This window comes from Arthrobacter sp. 135MFCol5.1 (genome assembly GCF_000374865.1).
Taxonomy (GTDB): domain Bacteria; phylum Actinomycetota; class Actinomycetes; order Actinomycetales; family Micrococcaceae; genus Arthrobacter.
Window position 1 is genome coordinate 329965 of sequence record NZ_KB895453.1, and the last position, 17300, is coordinate 347264.

At 67.2% G+C, this 17300-nt stretch carries 16 protein-coding genes; 13 read left to right on the forward strand and 3 right to left on the reverse strand.

Annotation, left to right across the window (positions count from 1 at the left end):
* Positions 1-97 precede the first annotated feature (97 nt).
* The gene (locus C563_RS0105095; protein ID WP_231369840.1) at positions 98-1918 is read right to left on the reverse strand and encodes a DUF5671 domain-containing protein; all 1821 of its coding nucleotides are present in this window, start codon (positions 1916-1918) and stop codon (positions 98-100) included.
* Positions 1855-2319 (reverse strand): hypothetical protein, encoded by a 465-nt coding sequence (locus C563_RS20885; protein WP_018760962.1) that lies wholly within the window; start codon positions 2317-2319, stop codon positions 1855-1857. Before C563_RS20885 ends, C563_RS0105095 begins: the two co-directional genes overlap by 64 nt.
* Positions 2320-2479: 160 nt before the next feature.
* Between C563_RS20885 and C563_RS0105105 the strand changes: the two genes are divergently transcribed.
* The 12 genes from C563_RS0105105 (at position 2480) to C563_RS0105160 (ending at position 15541) form a co-directional block, all read left to right on the forward strand.
* Positions 2480-3085 (forward strand): helix-turn-helix domain-containing protein, encoded by a 606-nt coding sequence (locus C563_RS0105105; protein WP_018760963.1) that lies wholly within the window; start codon positions 2480-2482, stop codon positions 3083-3085.
* Positions 3086-3247: 162 nt separating this feature from the next.
* On the forward strand, positions 3248-4579 hold the full coding sequence (locus tag C563_RS0105110) for an MFS transporter (protein WP_018760964.1): 1332 nt from the start codon (positions 3248-3250) through the stop codon (positions 4577-4579).
* Between the two features lie 11 nt (positions 4580-4590).
* Positions 4591-5988, forward strand: a complete 1398-nt coding sequence (locus tag C563_RS0105115; RefSeq protein WP_018760965.1) for an FAD-dependent oxidoreductase — start codon at positions 4591-4593, stop codon at positions 5986-5988.
* A 2-nt stretch (positions 5989-5990) separates the two neighbouring features.
* Positions 5991-7244, forward strand: coding sequence for a CoA transferase (locus C563_RS0105120; protein ID WP_018760966.1), 1254 nt, complete (start codon positions 5991-5993; stop codon positions 7242-7244).
* A complete protein-coding gene (locus tag C563_RS0105125; RefSeq protein ID WP_018760967.1) occupies positions 7241-8074 on the forward strand; it encodes an enoyl-CoA hydratase-related protein in 834 nt (277 codons plus the stop codon). The genes C563_RS0105120 and C563_RS0105125 overlap by 4 nt, the downstream gene beginning before the upstream one ends.
* A 13-nt stretch (positions 8075-8087) precedes the next feature.
* The gene (locus C563_RS0105130; RefSeq protein WP_231369841.1) at positions 8088-9041 is read left to right on the forward strand and encodes a dihydrodipicolinate synthase family protein; all 954 of its coding nucleotides are present in this window, start codon (positions 8088-8090) and stop codon (positions 9039-9041) included.
* Positions 9041-9841: an SDR family oxidoreductase gene (locus C563_RS0105135; RefSeq protein ID WP_018760969.1), complete on the forward strand. Its 801-nt coding sequence runs from the start codon at positions 9041-9043 to the stop codon at positions 9839-9841. The genes C563_RS0105130 and C563_RS0105135 overlap by 1 nt, the downstream gene beginning before the upstream one ends.
* Positions 9842-9863: 22 nt before the next feature.
* The gene (locus tag C563_RS0105140; protein WP_018760970.1) at positions 9864-11336 is read left to right on the forward strand and encodes an aldehyde dehydrogenase family protein; all 1473 of its coding nucleotides are present in this window, start codon (positions 9864-9866) and stop codon (positions 11334-11336) included.
* Between the two features lie 4 nt (positions 11337-11340).
* Positions 11341-11661 carry a ferredoxin gene (gene fdxA / locus C563_RS0105145; RefSeq protein WP_026264379.1) on the forward strand — a complete coding sequence of 107 codons (321 nt, stop codon included), beginning with the start codon at positions 11341-11343 and terminating at the stop codon, positions 11659-11661.
* A gap of 270 nt (positions 11662-11931) precedes the next feature.
* Positions 11932-13302, forward strand: coding sequence for an MFS transporter (locus tag C563_RS0105150; RefSeq protein WP_026264380.1), 1371 nt, complete (start codon positions 11932-11934; stop codon positions 13300-13302).
* Positions 13303-13386: 84 nt separating this feature from the next.
* Positions 13387-14643: an aminopeptidase P family protein gene (locus tag C563_RS0105155; protein ID WP_018760973.1), complete on the forward strand. Its 1257-nt coding sequence runs from the start codon at positions 13387-13389 to the stop codon at positions 14641-14643.
* A gap of 61 nt (positions 14644-14704) precedes the next feature.
* Positions 14705-15541 carry an IclR family transcriptional regulator domain-containing protein gene (locus tag C563_RS0105160; RefSeq protein WP_018760974.1) on the forward strand — a complete coding sequence of 279 codons (837 nt, stop codon included), beginning with the start codon at positions 14705-14707 and terminating at the stop codon, positions 15539-15541.
* A 52-nt stretch (positions 15542-15593) separates the two neighbouring features.
* Here the strand turns inward: C563_RS0105160 and C563_RS0105165 are convergent, their stop codons facing one another.
* On the reverse strand, positions 15594-16343 hold the full coding sequence (locus C563_RS0105165; RefSeq protein WP_018760975.1) for a VOC family protein: 750 nt from the start codon (positions 16341-16343) through the stop codon (positions 15594-15596).
* A gap of 389 nt (positions 16344-16732) precedes the next feature.
* Here C563_RS0105165 and C563_RS0105170 point away from each other — a divergent pair, with 389 nt between their 5' ends.
* A complete protein-coding gene (locus C563_RS0105170) occupies positions 16733-17296 on the forward strand; it encodes a dihydrofolate reductase family protein (RefSeq protein ID WP_018760976.1) in 564 nt (187 codons plus the stop codon).
* Positions 17297-17300 lie beyond the last annotated feature (4 nt).

The following is a 17300-nucleotide window of genomic DNA, read 5'->3' on the forward strand; positions in this document are numbered from 1 at the left end:
CGACAAGCCTGTATGCACACCCTAGGAGCCCTCCAATGGCATGGGAAGAGGGTTAGTCCACAGCCGGGATAAACTGCGCAAATCTTGAGGATCTCCGCTACTGGGAACCCGGAACGGCGGCCCTGCGCCGAGGTTCCCCACTCATCGGCGCCCGCGAATCGGCGCCCGCCAGCGGGATGATTTCCATCCTGCCGGCGGGGCCGGCAAGCACCAGGACGTGCCGTGCCGCCACGCTGCCCAGCATTTCCGCCGCCTCCGCCGTGAGCTCCTCCAGGGAGGGCGGAAGGGCGGACGACGGCGTGGGGCCGGGACCGCCGTCGTCCGCCCGCAGCCAGGTGGTCACCTTGGCTCCGCCAATGGCGGCAGCGATGCCGCGGGCCAGGGCCTCGGGGTCTACGGTGCCCGGCGGATAGCCGCAAACCAGGGTGATGTGCTCGATCACCCGCTTGCCCGCCGGGGCCGCGGCGGCGAGCAGTGTCCGGTCATGCCGCCACAATGCAAAGTGGTATCCCGCCACGAGCCCGGCCGCCACCAGGAGGCCCAAGGGGGCGCGGATCCGGTCCAGGACGCTCCCGGCCGTGATGTCACTGAGCAGGAACTCGAAGAGCCGGTAGCCGATCACCAGCAGCGTGACCAGGGCAACGACGGCACTGACTCCGAAGAACGCCACCAGGTAGACGCGCCGCCCGGGCGGGATCTGGTCCGCCGTCCGGGGCTGGTGCCGCGGTTTCCACGCCAGCCACCAGACCGGGCCGCCCACTGCCAGCGAGCTGATGCCGCCAAGGAGCAGGGTGCGGGTGGCGCCGCCCGCCAGCGGCGAGACGGCGGCAGCCAGCAGTGCGTTGACCACCACGCCTACCCCGGAGGCTGCTGCCGCCAGGGCAACGGCGGATGTCACCAGGAGGCTGGCACGCCGGGTCGGGGTGGAACGCCGGACGGAGGCCGTGCGGTGGTAGCGCCAGATCACGGCTCCGATGACGGCAGCCGCGATGGCCGGGGCCAGCGGCTCCAGGAGGACGGTCAGGGGATCGGTCCGGTCAAAGGCCAGCCGCAGCACGACGAACACGGCCACGCCCAGGCCACCCAGGGCGGTGATGCCGGCAACGAAGATGCCGACGGCGATGATGGCAACGTCCACCAGGCCGGTCCGGAAACGCCGGCCGCCCTCGTGGAACCAGTGCCACCACCACACCAGTGCTCCGCCGGCCGCCCACAGCAGTGAACGCAGGACATCGAACCACCAGGGTTCAAAGGACGCTGCTGCCGTGAAACCGCGGATGGCAATGTCCAGCAGCGCGCTCAACGCCGCAATCGCCGCGCCGGCGCCCAGCACCAAGCCAAAAACGGAGCCGACGACGGCCCGCACGTCCTCGAGGTGGGACGAGGGCTTGCGGGGGTGCTTCCACATCCACCGGTGCCACACCCAGATGGCCGCCCAGACCAGTCCGTTGGCCAGCGGGGACGGCCACTGGCTGTCCCTCGCACCGATGAAGGAGGAGGCGAGGTCCAGCAGGGAGGTGGTGGCGATGATGAGCGAGACGGCGTACATCCCGGTCAGGTAGAAGCCCCAGCCCGCGGCGGTGCGCTCGGCTTCGTCGTCGAGGCGCCGCCACACGAGCCACCACAGCAGCAGGGCCAGCGGCCCGCCGATCAGGGTGAAGGCGAGGGAGAGGGCAAGCCCGGCCACATCACCGGAAACCAGAGTGGTTGCCGTCCGGAAGAGCCGCTCGAGGAGTCCGCCCAGGCCCGAGGCGGCAATGACCACCACGGCAAAAAGCAGGCCGTACATGATCAGCCGGCGGAGGGTTGCCAAGCCTCCGGCCGGGACGGGGGCAACGATTCCTGCCGGGGTGCTCACGGCTTCGCCGGAACTGCCGTGCAGGCCATCAGGGGATACGGCGCCTGGTCGATCATCCATTGTCCATTCACCTTCAGGAGCGAGAAGGCGTCCTCCATTTCATACTCGGACGGACCGAACGGGCCGCCCCGGGGGGACTGGACGATCGAAACCCGTACGGTGGCCGAATCGGTCCGCTCCGTCGTCGAAATCAACACGATGCGGGCCGGACGGGGTTCGCCGGAATAGGAGCCGTAGCACCTGCTCCGGGCACCCGGCGTGAGGAAGGTTTCCGCGGTGGGTATGTCGCCGTCGATCACGGCCCTGCTGTACCGCTGGACCACTCCGGCGGGGCTGGCCTGGTCAAGTGGGGCCGGCTCACCGCGGGTGAACACCACTGCCAGCGCAACCACCACCAGCACGGCCACCACACCCACCAGCGCGAGGAGGATCCGGTCCGGTCTTCGTGCTGCGTCGTCCATGGCACGAGTATGGATCCGTGCAGCCGCTTTCACCTGTGCCTTTAGGCCCGTTCCCTTGAGGGTTCAGGGCCAATATTCAACATAATTAAGAAAGAGCGTTGACTGGGCAGAAATCTTCACTATAGTTGTGTGAGTTAGCTCACCGAGTGAAAGACAATCGATGACCACCGAGAGTAGCACCACCGCACCTCCAGCCACCAGCGAACTGCTGGCCACGGTTGGAAACAAGGTGCGGGCCATGCGCAAGGAGAAGGGCATGACCCTCGCCAAGCTCTCGGACATCACCGGACTCAGCCAGGCGATCGTCAGCCAGATCGAACGCGGCATGGCCAACCCGTCCTTCACGACCCTTGCCCAGCTGGCCCATGGACTCGACATTCCCGTGGGAAGGTTCTTCATTGGCCAGGAACAATCAAAATCCCCCGTCGTGCGCAGGTCGGCACGGCGCAACCTGAAAAACGTCACCCGCGAATCCGTGGGCGAAGCAGTCCATGAACTGCTCACCCCGGACCGCGACGGCACCATCGAAGCGCAATGGATCAGTACGCCCCCAGGGCACGACACCAGCGCGACACCTTTTACCCACAGCGGGGAAGAGTTCTGCTACATCATTTCGGGCCGCAAGGACGTCTACTTGGACGGCGTCTGCTACAGCCTGGAAGAGGGCGACTCCATCACCTACCCGGCAGAGACCCCGCACTGGTACAAGAACAGCTACGAAGAGGTATGCGTAGCCATCTGGGTGAACGCACCACACAAGTGGTAGGCATACCGGTCCCCGCCGGCGCCGACGTCCACCCTTAACTGCCCGGACCCCCACGTGGCCCCGGACAATCCTTGCCACCTTCGCAGCATGCGCCTCCTCCAACAGGCGCCGCTGCGTCATACCCTCCTGCGCCGTTCCCGGCGCCAGCGTAAGGACACTTCCATGCTCGACATCCAAGCTACGGACAACGCAGTCCCGTCACCCCGTTCCACCATCTCATCCCCCCGCAACCGCGAAAAGTTCACGCCCGAAGTCCGCAAGGGACTCCTGGGCCTTGGCCTGGGCAACGCCCTGGAATGGTACGACTGGATGGTCTTCGGCCTCCTGTCCGCCTTCATCGGCCCCAACTTCTTTCCCAATGACGAGCCGCTCTCGGCCACCCTGAACGCACTGGCCGTGTTCGCCGTCGGATTCGCCTTCCGGCCGCTGGGCGGCATCCTGCTCGGCACGCTGGCAGACCGCATCGGCCGCCGCCGCGTGATGCTGCTGTCCATCATGCTGATGGCCGGCACCACCCTGGTCATCGCCATCACGCCCAGCTACGCCACCATCGGCGCCTGGTCCGGCATCATCCTGGTTGCCTGCCGCATCCTGCAGGGCATCTCCACAGGCATCGAGGCGCCGCTCTCCACCTCCCACGCGGTGGAACTCGCCCCGGAAGGCCGCGAAGGCTACGTGGCCGGCATCATGTCCTTCTACGTCAACATCGGCATCCTGCTCGCGTCCCTGGTCAGCTTCGTCTGCAGCCTGGTGATCGGCGGCGCGGCCATGGGGGTGTGGGGCTGGCGTGTCCCGTTCATCATCGGCGCCGTGTTCGGCTTCGTGGTGCTCTACCTCCGCCGTTCCCTGCCTGAAACCCTCAAGGAAGAAGAGCGCGCCGCCAACACCGCCAAGACCGTATGGTCCGGAGTCGGCAAGCACTGGCTCTCCGTCCTGGCCATCGTGTTCGTGGTCGGCGCTGCCCAGGCCTACAACTACGCCTGGAACGTGGGCCTGCCCAGCGCAGCACGCAGCGGTTTCAAGGAAGATCCCACCGCGGTCTTCGCCCTCACCACCATCCTGGGCGCCATCCTGGTGGTGGGCAGCTGGATCATCGGCAAGCTCGCCGACGGCCGGTCCATGTCCCGGTGGTTCCTGGTGACGCGGGTCCTGGCCATTCCCTCCGTCTTCCTGATGCTCCTGTACGTCCAGCCCGGCATCGGCGGTTTCGCGGCCGTGCTGCTCGGCGGCTCGATCGTGCTGGTCCTCAACATGACCCTCTACAACGTGGTCAGCTCGTCCCTGATGCCCAAGAACATCCGCGGCACCGGCGTGGCCCTGGGCTATGGCATCGGTGTGGCCGTCTTCGGCGGCACCGCCTCCTACCTCCTGGTGTGGTTGCAGTCCCTGAACCTCACCTGGGTGTTCCCGGTCTACGTGGCCGCCCTCTCCGTCCTCAGCATCGTTTTCTACCTCGCCGCCCGCCGCTCCAACGGCATCTTCGTCGGAAAGTAAGGATTTCCCCCATGAACAACCCACCTACCTTTGCCGCGCCCAAAACCGGGTCCCTGGAACTGTCCACCACTACCGCGGACCTCACCGCCCCGGTGATCTCCCGCTCCGACGTCCTGGTGGTAGGCGGTGGTCCCGCCGGCGTCGCCGCCGCCGTCACCGCGGCCCGCTCCGGGGCCAAGGTCACCCTCCTGGAGCGCTACTCCTCACTGGGCGGCCTCGCCTCCGGCGGCATGGTGCTGGTGCTGGACGACATGATCAACGGCCAGGACATCACGGTCACCGGGATCGTCTCCGAGTACGTGGAGCGGCTCCAGAAACTGGGCCTGGCCATCGTCCCGCCGGCCGAAGACCGCCGCACCTCAGAGGAACTCTGGAACAAGTGGGGCCGCTACGGCACCTTCGACTTCCACTCCCACACCACCCCCAAGCCCATCTGCTATGCCGCCGCATTCGACCCTGACGGCTGGAAGCGCGTCTCCAACGACCTGGTCCGCGAAGCCGGTGTGGACCTGCGGCTTCACTCCTGGTTCTCCCGCCCCATCGTGGACAACGGCGTGATCAAGGGCGTGGTCTGCGAAACCAAGCTTGGCCCGCAGGCCTTCACGGCGGACGTGGTCATCGACACCACCGGAGACATCGACGTCGCCTCCCGCGCCGGCGCCGCCTACGCCAAGGACAACTACCTCACCACCCTGGTGTTCCGGCTGGGCAACGTGGACACCGCGGCCGCGGAGGCCTTCGAACAGGCCAACCCCAAGGAAGCCCGCGCCATCAACCGCAAGATCAAGCGCCTCCTCGGCGGCGCCTGGGAACTGTGGTGGCTCAAGACCCCCATCGAAGGCGTGGTCTGGTGCAACGCCCCGCACATGACCGGCTACGACGGCGTGGACCCGGCGGACATGACCGCCGCCGAATTCGCCGCCCGCGACAAGATCTCCGAAGCCGTGGACTACGTCCGTGCCAACCTCCCCGGATTCGAAAAGTGCTACATGCTGGACGTCGCCTCCCAGATGGGCGTCCGCCAGACCCGCCTGCTGCAAGGCGAATACGTCATGACCAAGGAGGACGTCACCTCCCGCCGGCATTTCCAGGACAGCGTGGCCCGCGGCCGGGACTACTACTACCCGTACCGCTCGCTGCTGCCCAAGGAAGTGGACCAGCTGCTGGTGGCCGGCCGCCACTACTCCGCCACCCCCGAGGCGCAGAAGATGTCGCGCGAAATTCCGCCGTGCATGGCCATGGGCCAGGCCGTCGGCGTCGCAGCAGCGCTCGCCGTCCAGTCCGGCATGCTGGTCCGCGACGTCGCGGCAGCCGACATCCAGCAGGGCATGCGCCGGCACGGCGCGGACCCCGGCGACGTCCCGTCGTCGAACGCCACCATCGATGCCGACGCGGCGGTGCCGGCATGAGCATGGCAACGGCTCAACGCCCGACGACGGCACCCGCCGCTGCCTCGCCCCTCACCGGGGGCGCGCGGCCGGCCACCCCGCTTCCGCTGGACGGCATCAAGATCGTGGACTTCACCCAGGTGTTCATGGGCCCCTCCTGCACCCAGTTGCTGGGCGACTACGGCGCCGACATCATCAAGGTGGAACGCCCCGGCGCCGGTGACATCTCCCGCAACTCGTTCCCGGACAAGGACGGCCAGGACAACCCGATCTTCCTGTCCATCAACCGGAACAAGCGGAGCGTCTCCATCGACACCCGCACCGAGGAGGGCCGCAATGTCCTGCACGCCATCATGGCGGACGCGGACGTGGTGGTCAGCAACTTCCGCTCCGGGGTCATGGAACGGATGGGCTTCGGCTACGAGGAGCTCAAGGCGGACAACCCCGGCATCATCTGGGCCTCCGGAACCGGGTTCGGCCCCGTAGGACCGTATTCGCACAAGGGCGGCCAGGACGCGATCGCGCAGGCGTACTCCGGCGTGATGTGGCGGCGGGAATCGGAGGACCAGAAACCGGCCATCTACCCCACCACCCTGTGCGACTACATCACCGGCATGCACTTGATGCAGGGCATCCTGCTGGCGCTGCGGACCCGGGAAACCACCGGAACCGGGCAAAAAGTGGAGGTGACCATGTACGACTCCATGCTGCACCTGCAGATGCAGGAGGCGTGCATGCAGCTCAACCGCGGTTACGAGGTCAACTGGGGCGCCATGCCCCTGAGCGGCGTCTTTGAAACCACCGACGGCGCCGTGTGCATGGTGGGCGGCTTCACCCCGGACCCGCTGGCACGGATCTCCGATGCCCTGGGCCTGGACGAGGACCTCACTGAACGCCCTGGATTCGCAACGCTGGAACAGCAGTTCAAGAACAAGCCCGCGCTGCAGGCGATCTTCCGCGAACACTTCGCCGCCAACACCACCGAGTACTGGACCGGCAAGCTGGAGGAACAGGGGCTGCTCAACGCTCCCGTCCACACCCTGGAACAGGCGCTCGCCGACGCCCAGACCGAGGCCAACGGGATGATCGTGGAGGCCGAACACCCTGGGGTGGGGACGGTGAAGATGCTGAACGCTCCCATCCGGCTCTCCGCCACCCCGCCGAGCGTCCGCCGGGCGGCGCCCCGCCTGGGCGAACACAATGTGGAAGTGCTGCTGGAGAACGGCTTCGACGAAGCCACCATCAAGCGGCTGCAGGAACTCGGGGTGCTCCGGTGACGGCGGTTGCAGCGGAGCCGCAGGCACCGGCGGAGGCCTCCGCCCCGGTTGACCAGGTCACCCTGGCCATCGAGGACCAGGTGGCCACCGTGGTGATCGACCGGCAGCACGTCCTCAACGCCGTGGACGGCACGGCCCAGGCCAGGCTCAACGCCATCTGGGAGCAGCTTGAGGCCGATCCGGACGTCCGCGCAGTGGTCATCACCGGCGCCGGCCCCCGGGCGTTCTGCGTGGGTGCGGACATGTCCGCATCCGCCGTGGACAAGACGGGCCTGGAATACTGGGCCGGCCTGGACCCCAACGGTTTCGGCGGCCTGAGCCTGCGGACCACGCTGGATATCCCCGTGATTGCCAAGGTGAACGGCTACGCACTGGGCGGCGGCATGGAAATTGTCCTGGGCGCGGACATCGTGGTGGCAGCGGACAGCGCAAAGTTCGGCTTGACGGAGCCGCGAGTCGGGCGGTTGGCGCTCGACGGCGGCATCCACCAGCTGGTCCGCCGCGTTCCCTACACCCAGGCGATGGGCCTGCTGCTCACCGGCCGGAAGGCTGACGCGGCAGAAATGCAGGCCATGGGCCTGGTCAACGAGGTGGTCCCGGCGGACGAGCTCGACGCCGCCGTGCAGCGCTGGGTGGACCAGGTCCTGGCCTGCGCTCCCACCTCGGTCCGGGCCGTGAAGCAGATGGTCACGCAGACCGGGCACCTCACCGCCAAGGAAGCCCGCGGCCTGCGGCTGCCGGCCCTGATGGCAGCCCTGGACAGCGAAGACTCCGCCGAAGGCGTCCGCGCCTTCCAGGAAAAGCGGAAACCGGCGTGGCCCGGCAGATAGGGAAAGCCGTCAGATGAACAACAAACCAAGGGAGAACCCGATGCGGGAGTCATTGACGCCGGGCGTGTGGGGCGTCGTTGCCACACCGTTCCAGGGCAGCACGCTGGACCTGGACCTGGACAGCCTCTCGGACCTCGTGGAACGCTACGAAACCATCGGCGCCACGGGCCTGACCGTCCTGGGCGTCTTCGGGGAGGCCGCCGCGCTGACCCCGGAGGAACGCCGCCAGGTCCTCGAAATCGCCGTCGAATGCACGGAACTGCCCCTGGTGGTGGGCGTAACAGCGTTGGCCACCAGGCCGGCCATCGAGGAAATCCGCGCCGCCCAGGAGATAGCCGGGCAGCGGCTGGCCGCTGTGATGGTGCAGGCCAACTCGGCGAAGCCCGAGGTGGTCAGCGCCCACCTGGACGCCATCCACCGCGCCACCGGAGCCAAGGTGGTGCTGCAGGATTATCCGCTGGCCAGCGGCGTCGCCATCTCCACCGCCGCCCTGGTTGATGTGGTCGCGGCAAGCCCCTGCGTCATCGCCATCAAGGCTGAGGCGCCGCCCACCAGTGTGGCCATCGCCGAGCTCCACGCCGGTACCGGGGTTTCGGTATTCGGCGGACTCGGCGGCCAGGGGCTGCTGGACGAGCTCCTGGCAGGCGCCGCCGGTGCCATGACCGGGTTCTCCTACCCCGAGGCCTTGATTGCCTGCGTCCGCGCCTGGCGGGAGCAGGGGTATGCGGCGGCCGCCGGGCAACTGGTGCCCTACCTGCCGCTGATCAACTTCGAGCAGCAGGCCAAGGTGGCCCTGGCCATCCGCAAGGAATGCCTGCGCGAGCGGGGCTGGATCAAGGACCCGGGCGTCCGTGCCCCGGCGGCCGGCTTTCCCGAGAACCTGCGGCATGCCATGGAGGTCCATCTCCGCGAAGCCGCCATGGCCCTGGACTTGAACCGGGCGCTCGCCCCGGCGGGGAGGAACTGATGGAGCTGGGAATTGCCGGCAAGACGGCGCTGGTGGCCGCCTCCACGGGGGGACTGGGACTCGCCGTGGCCCGCGCCCTCGCCGCGGAAGGCGCCAAGGTGGCCATCGTGGGCCGCCGCGGCGTCCGTGCCAAGGAGATCGTGGACGAGCTGCAGGAGGCGTTCGGCGGCCTGCCGGGCTTTGCGGCCATCGCCGTCGAGGCTGACCTCACCGGTGCCGAGGGTGTTGACGCCGCGGTGACGCAGGCCGAGGCCGGCCTGGGGCCGATCGACATCCTGGTCCTGAACGGCCCCGGCCCCCGGCCCGGAGCCGCCGCAACACTGGGCAGCGAGGACATCGCCGCGGCGTTCGACCTCCTGGTCAAGCCGCACCATGCCCTGGTCTCCCGCACCCTCCCGGCCATGCGGGAACGGCGGTGGGGGCGGATCCTTGCCATTGGCTCCAGCGGTGTCGCAGCACCGCTGCCCAACCTGGCCGTCTCCAATACCGGCCGCGCAGCCCTTGCCGGCTACCTCAAAACGCTCGCCGCCGAGGTAGCCCTGGACGGGGTCACCGTGAACCTGCTCCTGCCCGGCAGGATCGCCACGGACCGCGTCACCGAACTGGACCAGGCAGCGGCAAAGCGCCGCGGCACCACGCTGGAGGACATCCGGCTGGAATCCCGCAAAACCATCCCCGCCCGCCGTTACGGCGAGCCCGCCGAATTCGGTGCGGCCGCCGCCTTCCTCTGCAGCGCCCCGGCGTCGTACATCACCGGTGTGGCGCTGCGGTGCGACGGCGGCCTCATCCGCAGCCTCTAGCCCCAACTTCCAAAGGAATGCCATGACCTCCACCGCCCTGGACCCCAACACCACCGCACTGGATCGCAGCAAAACCGCCCAGCACCTCATCAACGGGCAATGGCTGGGAACCGCGGAAACCCGCCGCACCAACCCCGCACGCCCGGACGAACTGGCAGCACTCTCGCCCAGCGGCACCGCGGAGGACGTTGACGCCGCCATCACCGCCGCCGCGGCAGCGCAGCCTGCCTGGGCCGCCCTGCCGGCACCTTCCCGCGGGGCCATCCTGATCACTGCAGGCAACCTGCTGATCGAACGGCAGTCCGCGATCGCCGAGGACCTGGTCCGGGAGGAGGGCAAGACCCTGGCCGAGGCCAAAGGCGAGGTGAAGCGTGCCTCGGACGTGCTGCGTTTCTTTGGCTCGCTGGGCTGGGCCGCCACCGGAGAGGTGCTGCCCAGCGGACTGCCGGACACCACCATCACCACCCGGCGCGAACCGCTGGGCGTGGTTGGCCTGATCACCCCCTGGAACTTTCCCATCGCCATTCCGGCCTGGAAGACGGCGCCAGCCCTGATCAGCGGCAATGCCGTGGTGATCAAGCCCGCCGAACTCACCCCGCTGTCTGCCACCCACCTGGCCCGTGCCCTGCATGACGCAGGATTGCCGGCGGGCGTGTTCAACCTGGTGCACGGTAAAGGCCGGGTGGTGGGCGATGCGCTGGCCCGCGACCCGCGCATCGCCGGGATGTCCTTCACCGGGTCAACCAGCGTGGGCCTGGGACTGCAGGAGATCCTGAACGGCCGGCGTGCCCGCGTCCAGCTGGAGATGGGCGGCAAGAACGGCGTCCTGGTCCTGGACGACGCGGACCCAGCCAAGGCTGCACAGGTGGTTGCTGCCGGCGCGTTCGGCCTTACCGGCCAGGCTTGCACCGCCACGTCGAGGGTGTACGTCACCCCCGGTATCCGTGCGGCATTCCTCGACGCCTTGGTGGCGGAGGCGGCAAAGTACACCCCAGGAGACGGCCTGGAATCCGCCATGGGGGCCGTGGTGAGCGCCCAGCAGTTCGAGCAGGACCAGGCGGCGGTGCGCGGCGCCGTTGAGCGTGGCGCCACGCTCCTGCACGGAAAGTACGACGGCGATTCCTCCGAGGCGCTGTTCTTCCCTGCCGCCGTGCTCACTGGCCTTGACTTCGACGATCCTGCGGTGACGGAGGAGATCTTCGGCCCGGTGGTTGCAGTCCTTGAGGTCCCCGATTATGAGGCCGGCCTCGCAGGGATCAACGATTCCCGCTACGGCCTCACCGCCGGCATCTGCACGGACTCCCTGGCCTTGGCCACCGACTTCGCCGCCAGGGCCCAGGCAGGGGTCATCAAGGTCAACCGACCCACCGCCGGGCTGGACCTGAACGTGCCGTTCGGCGGGGTCAAGGATTCTTCCACCAACACGTTCCGCGAGCAGGGCAGGTCCGCCCTGGAGTTCTTTACCTGGGGCAAAACCGTCTACACGGGCGTGTAGTCCCATGACATACGTGATCGCCCAGCCGTGCGTGGATGTGAAGGACAAAGCGTGCATCCAGGAGTGCCCCGTGGACTGCATCTACGAGGGCGACCGGTCACTCTATATCCATCCGTTCGAATGCGTGGACTGCGGTGCGTGCGATCCGGTCTGCCCGGTGGAGGCCATCTACTATGCGGAGGACGTGCCGGACGAATGGGCAGACTACGTCCGCGCCAACGTGGAGTTCTTCCGTGAACTGGGCTCGCCACAGGGCGCCTCCGCACTGGGAAACTTGCATCGGGACCATCCCGTCGTTGCTGCCGAGCCCGTCCCGGCACGCTAGGGACCCAACCCTTTCAATGGCCGCCAAGCCTTCGCTTGGCGGCCATTGCTGCGTTAATGCCCACATTTCGCGCTTGTTACAACTATGTTGCTCTATATGCAACGCCAGTCAGAACGGATGAAGCGAAGGCGTGATTGCCCGCCGGACGTTCTGCGCTGGTTTTAATCATGAAGCAGATACAGAAACCTCTTGACTGTGTCGCTCGTCACCACCTATTTTGAAACAACCACGTTGCAAGCAATGCAACTCATACTTTCTGATGGTGGTTCCATGAGTACCAATTCCAACTCCTCCGGAGCAGGAGCCGTTGCCGCTGACGCCAACGGCCCCGCCGTGGCAGGCCAGGGTGCCGGCAGCCCGGTGGCAAGCAAGGACGTTCGACGCCGGGTGGTCACGGCCAGTTTCATCGGCAACTTCGTCGAATGGTTCGACTACGCCGTCTACGGCTACCTCGCGGCCGTCATTTCGTCCGTCTTCTTCCCCGAGGCCGACCGCCAGACTGCGCTGCTGGCCACGTTCGCGGTGTTCGCGATTTCCTTCTTCGTCCGGCCCCTGGGCGGCTTCTTCTGGGGCCACATCGGCGACAAGCTGGGCAGGCGCAAGGCACTGTCCCTCTCGATCGTCATCATGTCCGTCTCCACCTTCTGCATCGCCCTCATTCCCGGCTACGGAACCATCGGCATGCTGGCCCCGGTCCTGCTCCTGCTGGTGAGGGTCGTCCAGGGCTTCTCGGCAGCGGGCGAATACGCCGGGGCGTCGGCCTTCCTGGTGGAATACGCGCCGGCCAACCGCCGCGGCCTGTACGCTGCGGTCGTGCCCGCCAGCACGGCCGCGGGCCTGCTCCTGGGCTCGCTGATCGCGGCCCTCCTCAGCTCGGTACTCAGCACCGGGCAGCTGCACGACTGGGGCTGGCGGTTGCCGTTCCTCCTGGCCGCCCCCATGGGGCTGATCGGGCGCTACATCCGCACCAAGCTCGAGGACACTCCCGCCTTCCGCGCCCTGGCAGAGCAGGAAGAGTCCGCCCCCAAGGCGCCGGCGCTGGACATGTTCCGGACCTACCGGAAGCAGCTGCTCATCGCCTGCGGAGCGGTGCTGCTCAACGCCGTCGGCTTCTACGTCATCCTCAGTTACATGCCCACCTACCTGTCCGAGGAACTGGGCTTCGGCCCCACCGAATCGTTCCTGGCCACCACCATCGCCCTGGCCAGCTACATCGGCTTCATCTTCCTCACCGGCATGGCCTCGGACCGGTTCGGCCGCAAGCGGATGCTGATCACCGCCTCTGTGCTGTTCATGCTCCTCACCGTCCCGGCGTTCATGCTGCTGGATACCGGCAACTTCCTGGTGATCGTCCTGGTCCAGATCCTGCTGGGCGGCATGCTCACCCTCAACGACGGCACCCTGCCCAGCTTCCTGGCCGAACTGTTCCCCACCAAGGTCCGGTACAGCGGCTTCGCCGTCAGCTTCAACCTGTCCAACGCGATCTTCGGAGGGACCGCGCCGTTCATGGCCACCCTGCTGATCGGCCTGACCCAGAGCAAGCTGGCCCCCGGCTGGTACCTCGTGGCCGCGTCCGCCGTGTCCCTCGCCGCAGTCCTGTTCGCCGCCGAAACCTCGCGCAAGCCGCTCAAGCACCTCTGATCCTGCAGAGGCCCCGGAACTTTCTTCCTTCCTACCCACCCATGTGCGGCCAAATACCTGCCCGCAATATCGAAAGGCACACCCGTGACCATCACCACCGACAACGCCTCATCCATCGCCGAACTCGAGCGCCTCAAGGTCCTGCACAACGGCACCAAGGGCAAGCTCACGTTCTCTGACGCAGAGTTCGAGCGCCGCCTCGGCGGCCTGCGCCAGATCATGGCCGCCAAGGAGCTGGACGCGGTCATCCTCACCAGCTACCACGGCATCAAGTACTACTCCGACTTCCTCTACACCACGTTCGGCCGCAACTACGCCTTGGTTGTCACCGCGGACGACTCGGTCACCGTCACCGCAAACATCGACGCCGGCATGCCATGGCGCACCTCCTACGGCGAGAACATCGTCTACACCGACTGGCGACGCGACAACTTCTACTTCGGCCTCCAGGAGGCACTGCGCCAGCGCGGCGTCAAGGCCACCCGGCTGGGCGTCGAGGACGACTTCCTCCCGGGCCTGACCCGCGAAAAGATCGCCGCCGCCTTCCCCGGCGCCACGCTCCTGGATGTCTCCCAGGACGCCATGCGCCAGCGCATGATCAAGTCCGCCGAGGAAATCGAGGTCATCAAGCACGGTGCCCGCATCGGCGACCTCGGCGGCGAGGCCATCCGCAACGCCATCCGCGAAGGCGTCACCGAGTACGAGGTGGCCCTGATCGGCACCGAAGCCATGGTGCACGAGATCGCCCGGACCTTCCCCGACCGCGAAGTCCGCGACACTTGGGTGTGGTTCCAGTCGGGCATCAACACCGACGGCGCCCACAACTGGGCCACCACCCGGAAGCTGCAGCAGGGCGACATCCTCTCCCTGAACTGCTTCCCCATGACCTCCGGCTACTACACGGCCCTGGAGCGCACCCTCTTCCTGGGCCAGCCGGACGAGCGCTCCCTGGAGCTGTGGAACATCAACGTGGAGGTGCACCGCCGCGGCCTGGAACTCATCAAGCCCGGCGCCGTCTGCAAGGACATCGCCGCCGAACTCAACGAGATCTACATCAGCCACGGCCTGCTGGCCAACCGCACCTTCGGCTACGGCCACTCCTTCGGCGTCCTCAGCCACTACTACGGCCGGGAGGCCGGCCTGGAACTGCGCGAGGACATCGACACCGTCCTGGAACCCGGCATGGTGGTCTCCATGGAACCGATGATCACCGTTGCGGACGGCCAGCCGGGTGCCGGCGGCTACCGCGAGCACGACATCCTGGTCATCGGCGAGGACAACACGGTGGAGAACATCACCAAGTTCCCCTTCGGCCCGGAACACAACATCGTCCAGGCCTAACCATCACCACAGCGAAGCGGCGCCATACACGTGGCGCCGCTTCTGCCGTCCATGAGGAAAGATGGTGTCCACCATGACTCCTGCAACGACTTCCGACAGCAACGGCACAGGCACCAGTACCAACGGCGGGACGGACGCCAAAGGCGCTTCCGTCGTCGTCAATGCCATCGCTGTCCTGCGCACCTTTACCGCGGACGAACCCTTGCTGGGGGTTACGGAAATCGCCAACCGGGTGGGCATGCACAAAAGCAGTGTCTCCCGGATCCTGGCCACCTTCGAGCAGGAGAACCTGGTGGAACGGGACCCGGAAACCAAGCGGTTCCGGCTGGGGCTGGGGCTGATCGCCGTCGCCGGGCCGCTGCTGGCCGAGATGGAGGAACGGCGCGTTGCGTACCCCGTGCTGCGGCAACTGGCGGAGCAGACCGGCGAAACCAGTGCGCTCATGCTCTGGAACGGGGACGAAGCCATTTGCGTGGAGCAGATCGCCAGCCACCACCAGATCAAGCACACCACGCCGCTGGGCGCCCGGTACCGGGACGCCATGAGCGCTTCCGTCCAGGTGTTCCTGTCCACGCTGCCGGCCGAGCGGGTGCGTGAATTGCTGCGGAGCGGAGCCATCACCTTTCCCGGAATGGACGACGCCGGCCTGATGGCTTACGAGGCCCGGCTCCAGGACGTGGCGCGGCGGGGCTGGGCGGGCAACTACGGTGAATCGTCCATGGATGAAGTGGGCGTGGCGGCCCCGGTCCGCGACCATCGTGGCGACGTGGTAGCGGCCGTCCTGATTCCGGCCCCGCGCTTCCGGGTATCGAAGGAGCAGTTCGAGCGTCTGGCTGAAGCCTGCGTTGCCGCCGCCGCCAAGGTGACCACCCGTCTGGGCGGCCGTCCGGCAAGCTGATCCGGCATGTTCAGGTGGCCGGGTGTTCAGGTGGCCAGGACGAATACCTGGTTCACGCTGTGACCGCGCTGACTGCGACGACGCCACCCCACGGGTCGCTGATCACCGCGCTCCGGAATCCCGGGGTGTTCGAGGGTGCCATGAGGATGCCGCCCCCTAACGCAACGGCCCGGTCGGCAGTGGAGTCTGCACTGGCCACCGCGAAGTTCACACTCCAGTTCGGCGGAACGTCCACGCCCTCCGTTGAGGTGGCCACTGCCACCATACGGTCTCGCAGAAGCCATAGTGAGAAGGCTGCGTCAGGCGGTGACTTCAGCTCCCACGTGAACATTGACCTGTAGAAATCCCCGGCTTTTCCAAGATCCGGGGTGTGCAAGGAACTCATCGCCCAGCAGTTCGGCTGGTCGGCAAGCTCAACGCCGTCAATTTCGCCTGCCTGCCGCAGGCAGAACAGCACGCCGGAGGAATCGGCAACCAGCGCAGTGGGGGCGTGGGCGTCCAGGAGCATCAACCGCCGGCCCCCAACCTGTTCAGCGCGTGCCGATGCCTCGGCGACGTCCTCCACCCGGATGTGCGTCAGCCAGCCCGCAGGCGACTGTGGCGGGGCCTGTCCCACACCGGCCACCAGGCGTCCGTTGAGGCGCGCCCGGTAGTAGTCACCGTCAATGCCGGACGTGGGAATTGCCTCGTCGAAGCTCCAGCCGAAAAGTTGGCCGTAGAACTCTTTGGCTGCCCGGGGATCCGGTTGCCACGTGTCCACCCAGCAGGGTGCACCTACCGACGACGTATCCCGCTTGGCCATAGTGCGCCCCCTCGAATCCCGCTGGGCCGCCGGACGCGTGGCGCCGGCCCCAAGAGCAATGCACGGCAAGCATACGTCCGAAGCCGGAGGCGTGACGGGAGGTGGATGCGGGTCCGGTCGGGCATTGCCCCTTATCAGCCCAGCTCCGCTCGGCGGCCCGACCTCCGCGAGTGCGGCCCGGACCTCTGTGATGGGTCCAGGATCGCCGGACAACCAGGCGTCCATGTCCACAAACACTGCATCCGGAAGATGGCCGCCGTCGTATGCCGAATGTCTCATTATATGGACGCAAGGGAGCGCGGCCCCGGGCTTCTTCACGGCCTGTCCGGGCGCTCGTCGGAGCCGTGCCGGTCTGTACAACCAGCACCGGCCCGCGGGAAACTGGCGCCATGGGCAAACTAACCTTCGCCATGAACGTCAGCCTGGACGGCTATACCGCAGCTCGCGGGGACGACCTCGGCTGGAGCATGCCGGACGATGAACTGTTCCAATGGTGGTCCGACCGCGTGTCGGCGACGGGCCTGGCCCTGTACGGACGCAGGCTGTGGGAGGCGATGAGCTCCCACTGGCCCACCGCGGACCAGGAGCCTGGTGCCACGCCGGCGGAGATTGAGTTCGCGCAACGCTGGCGGGACATGCCGAAGGTGGTGTTCTCCTCCAAGCCCCGCCCGGTCAACTGGAATACCCGCCTTGTCACCGGCGATGCAGTTCCGGAGATCGCGCGGCTCAAGGCAGGGGAGGGCGGTCCGATTGATATCGTCGGTGCCACGCTCGCCGCGGCGGCCATGCGGGCCGGACTGATCGACGAGTACGTGATGGTCACCCATCCGGTCCTGGTGGGCGGCGGGACGCCCTTCTTTACCTCCCTGGACCATTGGGTGCAGCTGAAGCTTGTGGAGACCAGGGCCTTTCCCGGTGGCGCGGTCCTGGCCCGGTACGACGTTCGTCGCTGAGCAG

What these genes read in the sequence shown, in the direction of transcription:
- C563_RS0105095 (WP_231369840.1), bottom strand. Translation starts at nt 1,918, where the DNA reads ATGGATGATCGACCAGGCGCCGTATCCCCTGATGGCCTGCACGGCAGT.
- C563_RS20885 (WP_018760962.1), bottom strand. Translation starts at nt 2,319, where the DNA reads ATGGACGACGCAGCACGAAGACCGGACCGGATCCTCCTCGCGCTGGTG.
- C563_RS0105105 (WP_018760963.1), top strand. Translation starts at nt 2,480, where the DNA reads ATGACCACCGAGAGTAGCACCACCGCACCTCCAGCCACCAGCGAACTG.
- C563_RS0105110 (WP_018760964.1), top strand. Translation starts at nt 3,248, where the DNA reads ATGCTCGACATCCAAGCTACGGACAACGCAGTCCCGTCACCCCGTTCC.
- C563_RS0105115 (WP_018760965.1), top strand. Translation starts at nt 4,591, where the DNA reads ATGAACAACCCACCTACCTTTGCCGCGCCCAAAACCGGGTCCCTGGAA.
- C563_RS0105120 (WP_018760966.1), top strand. Translation starts at nt 5,991, where the DNA reads ATGGCAACGGCTCAACGCCCGACGACGGCACCCGCCGCTGCCTCGCCC.
- C563_RS0105130 (WP_231369841.1), top strand. Translation starts at nt 8,088, where the DNA reads ATGAACAACAAACCAAGGGAGAACCCGATGCGGGAGTCATTGACGCCG.
- C563_RS0105135 (WP_018760969.1), top strand. Translation starts at nt 9,041, where the DNA reads ATGGAGCTGGGAATTGCCGGCAAGACGGCGCTGGTGGCCGCCTCCACG.
- C563_RS0105140 (WP_018760970.1), top strand. Translation starts at nt 9,864, where the DNA reads ATGACCTCCACCGCCCTGGACCCCAACACCACCGCACTGGATCGCAGC.
- fdxA (WP_026264379.1), top strand. Translation starts at nt 11,341, where the DNA reads ATGACATACGTGATCGCCCAGCCGTGCGTGGATGTGAAGGACAAAGCG.
- C563_RS0105150 (WP_026264380.1), top strand. Translation starts at nt 11,932, where the DNA reads ATGAGTACCAATTCCAACTCCTCCGGAGCAGGAGCCGTTGCCGCTGAC.
- C563_RS0105160 (WP_018760974.1), top strand. Translation starts at nt 14,705, where the DNA reads ATGGTGTCCACCATGACTCCTGCAACGACTTCCGACAGCAACGGCACA.
- C563_RS0105165 (WP_018760975.1), bottom strand. Translation starts at nt 16,343, where the DNA reads ATGGCCAAGCGGGATACGTCGTCGGTAGGTGCACCCTGCTGGGTGGAC.
- C563_RS0105170 (WP_018760976.1), top strand. Translation starts at nt 16,733, where the DNA reads ATGGGCAAACTAACCTTCGCCATGAACGTCAGCCTGGACGGCTATACC.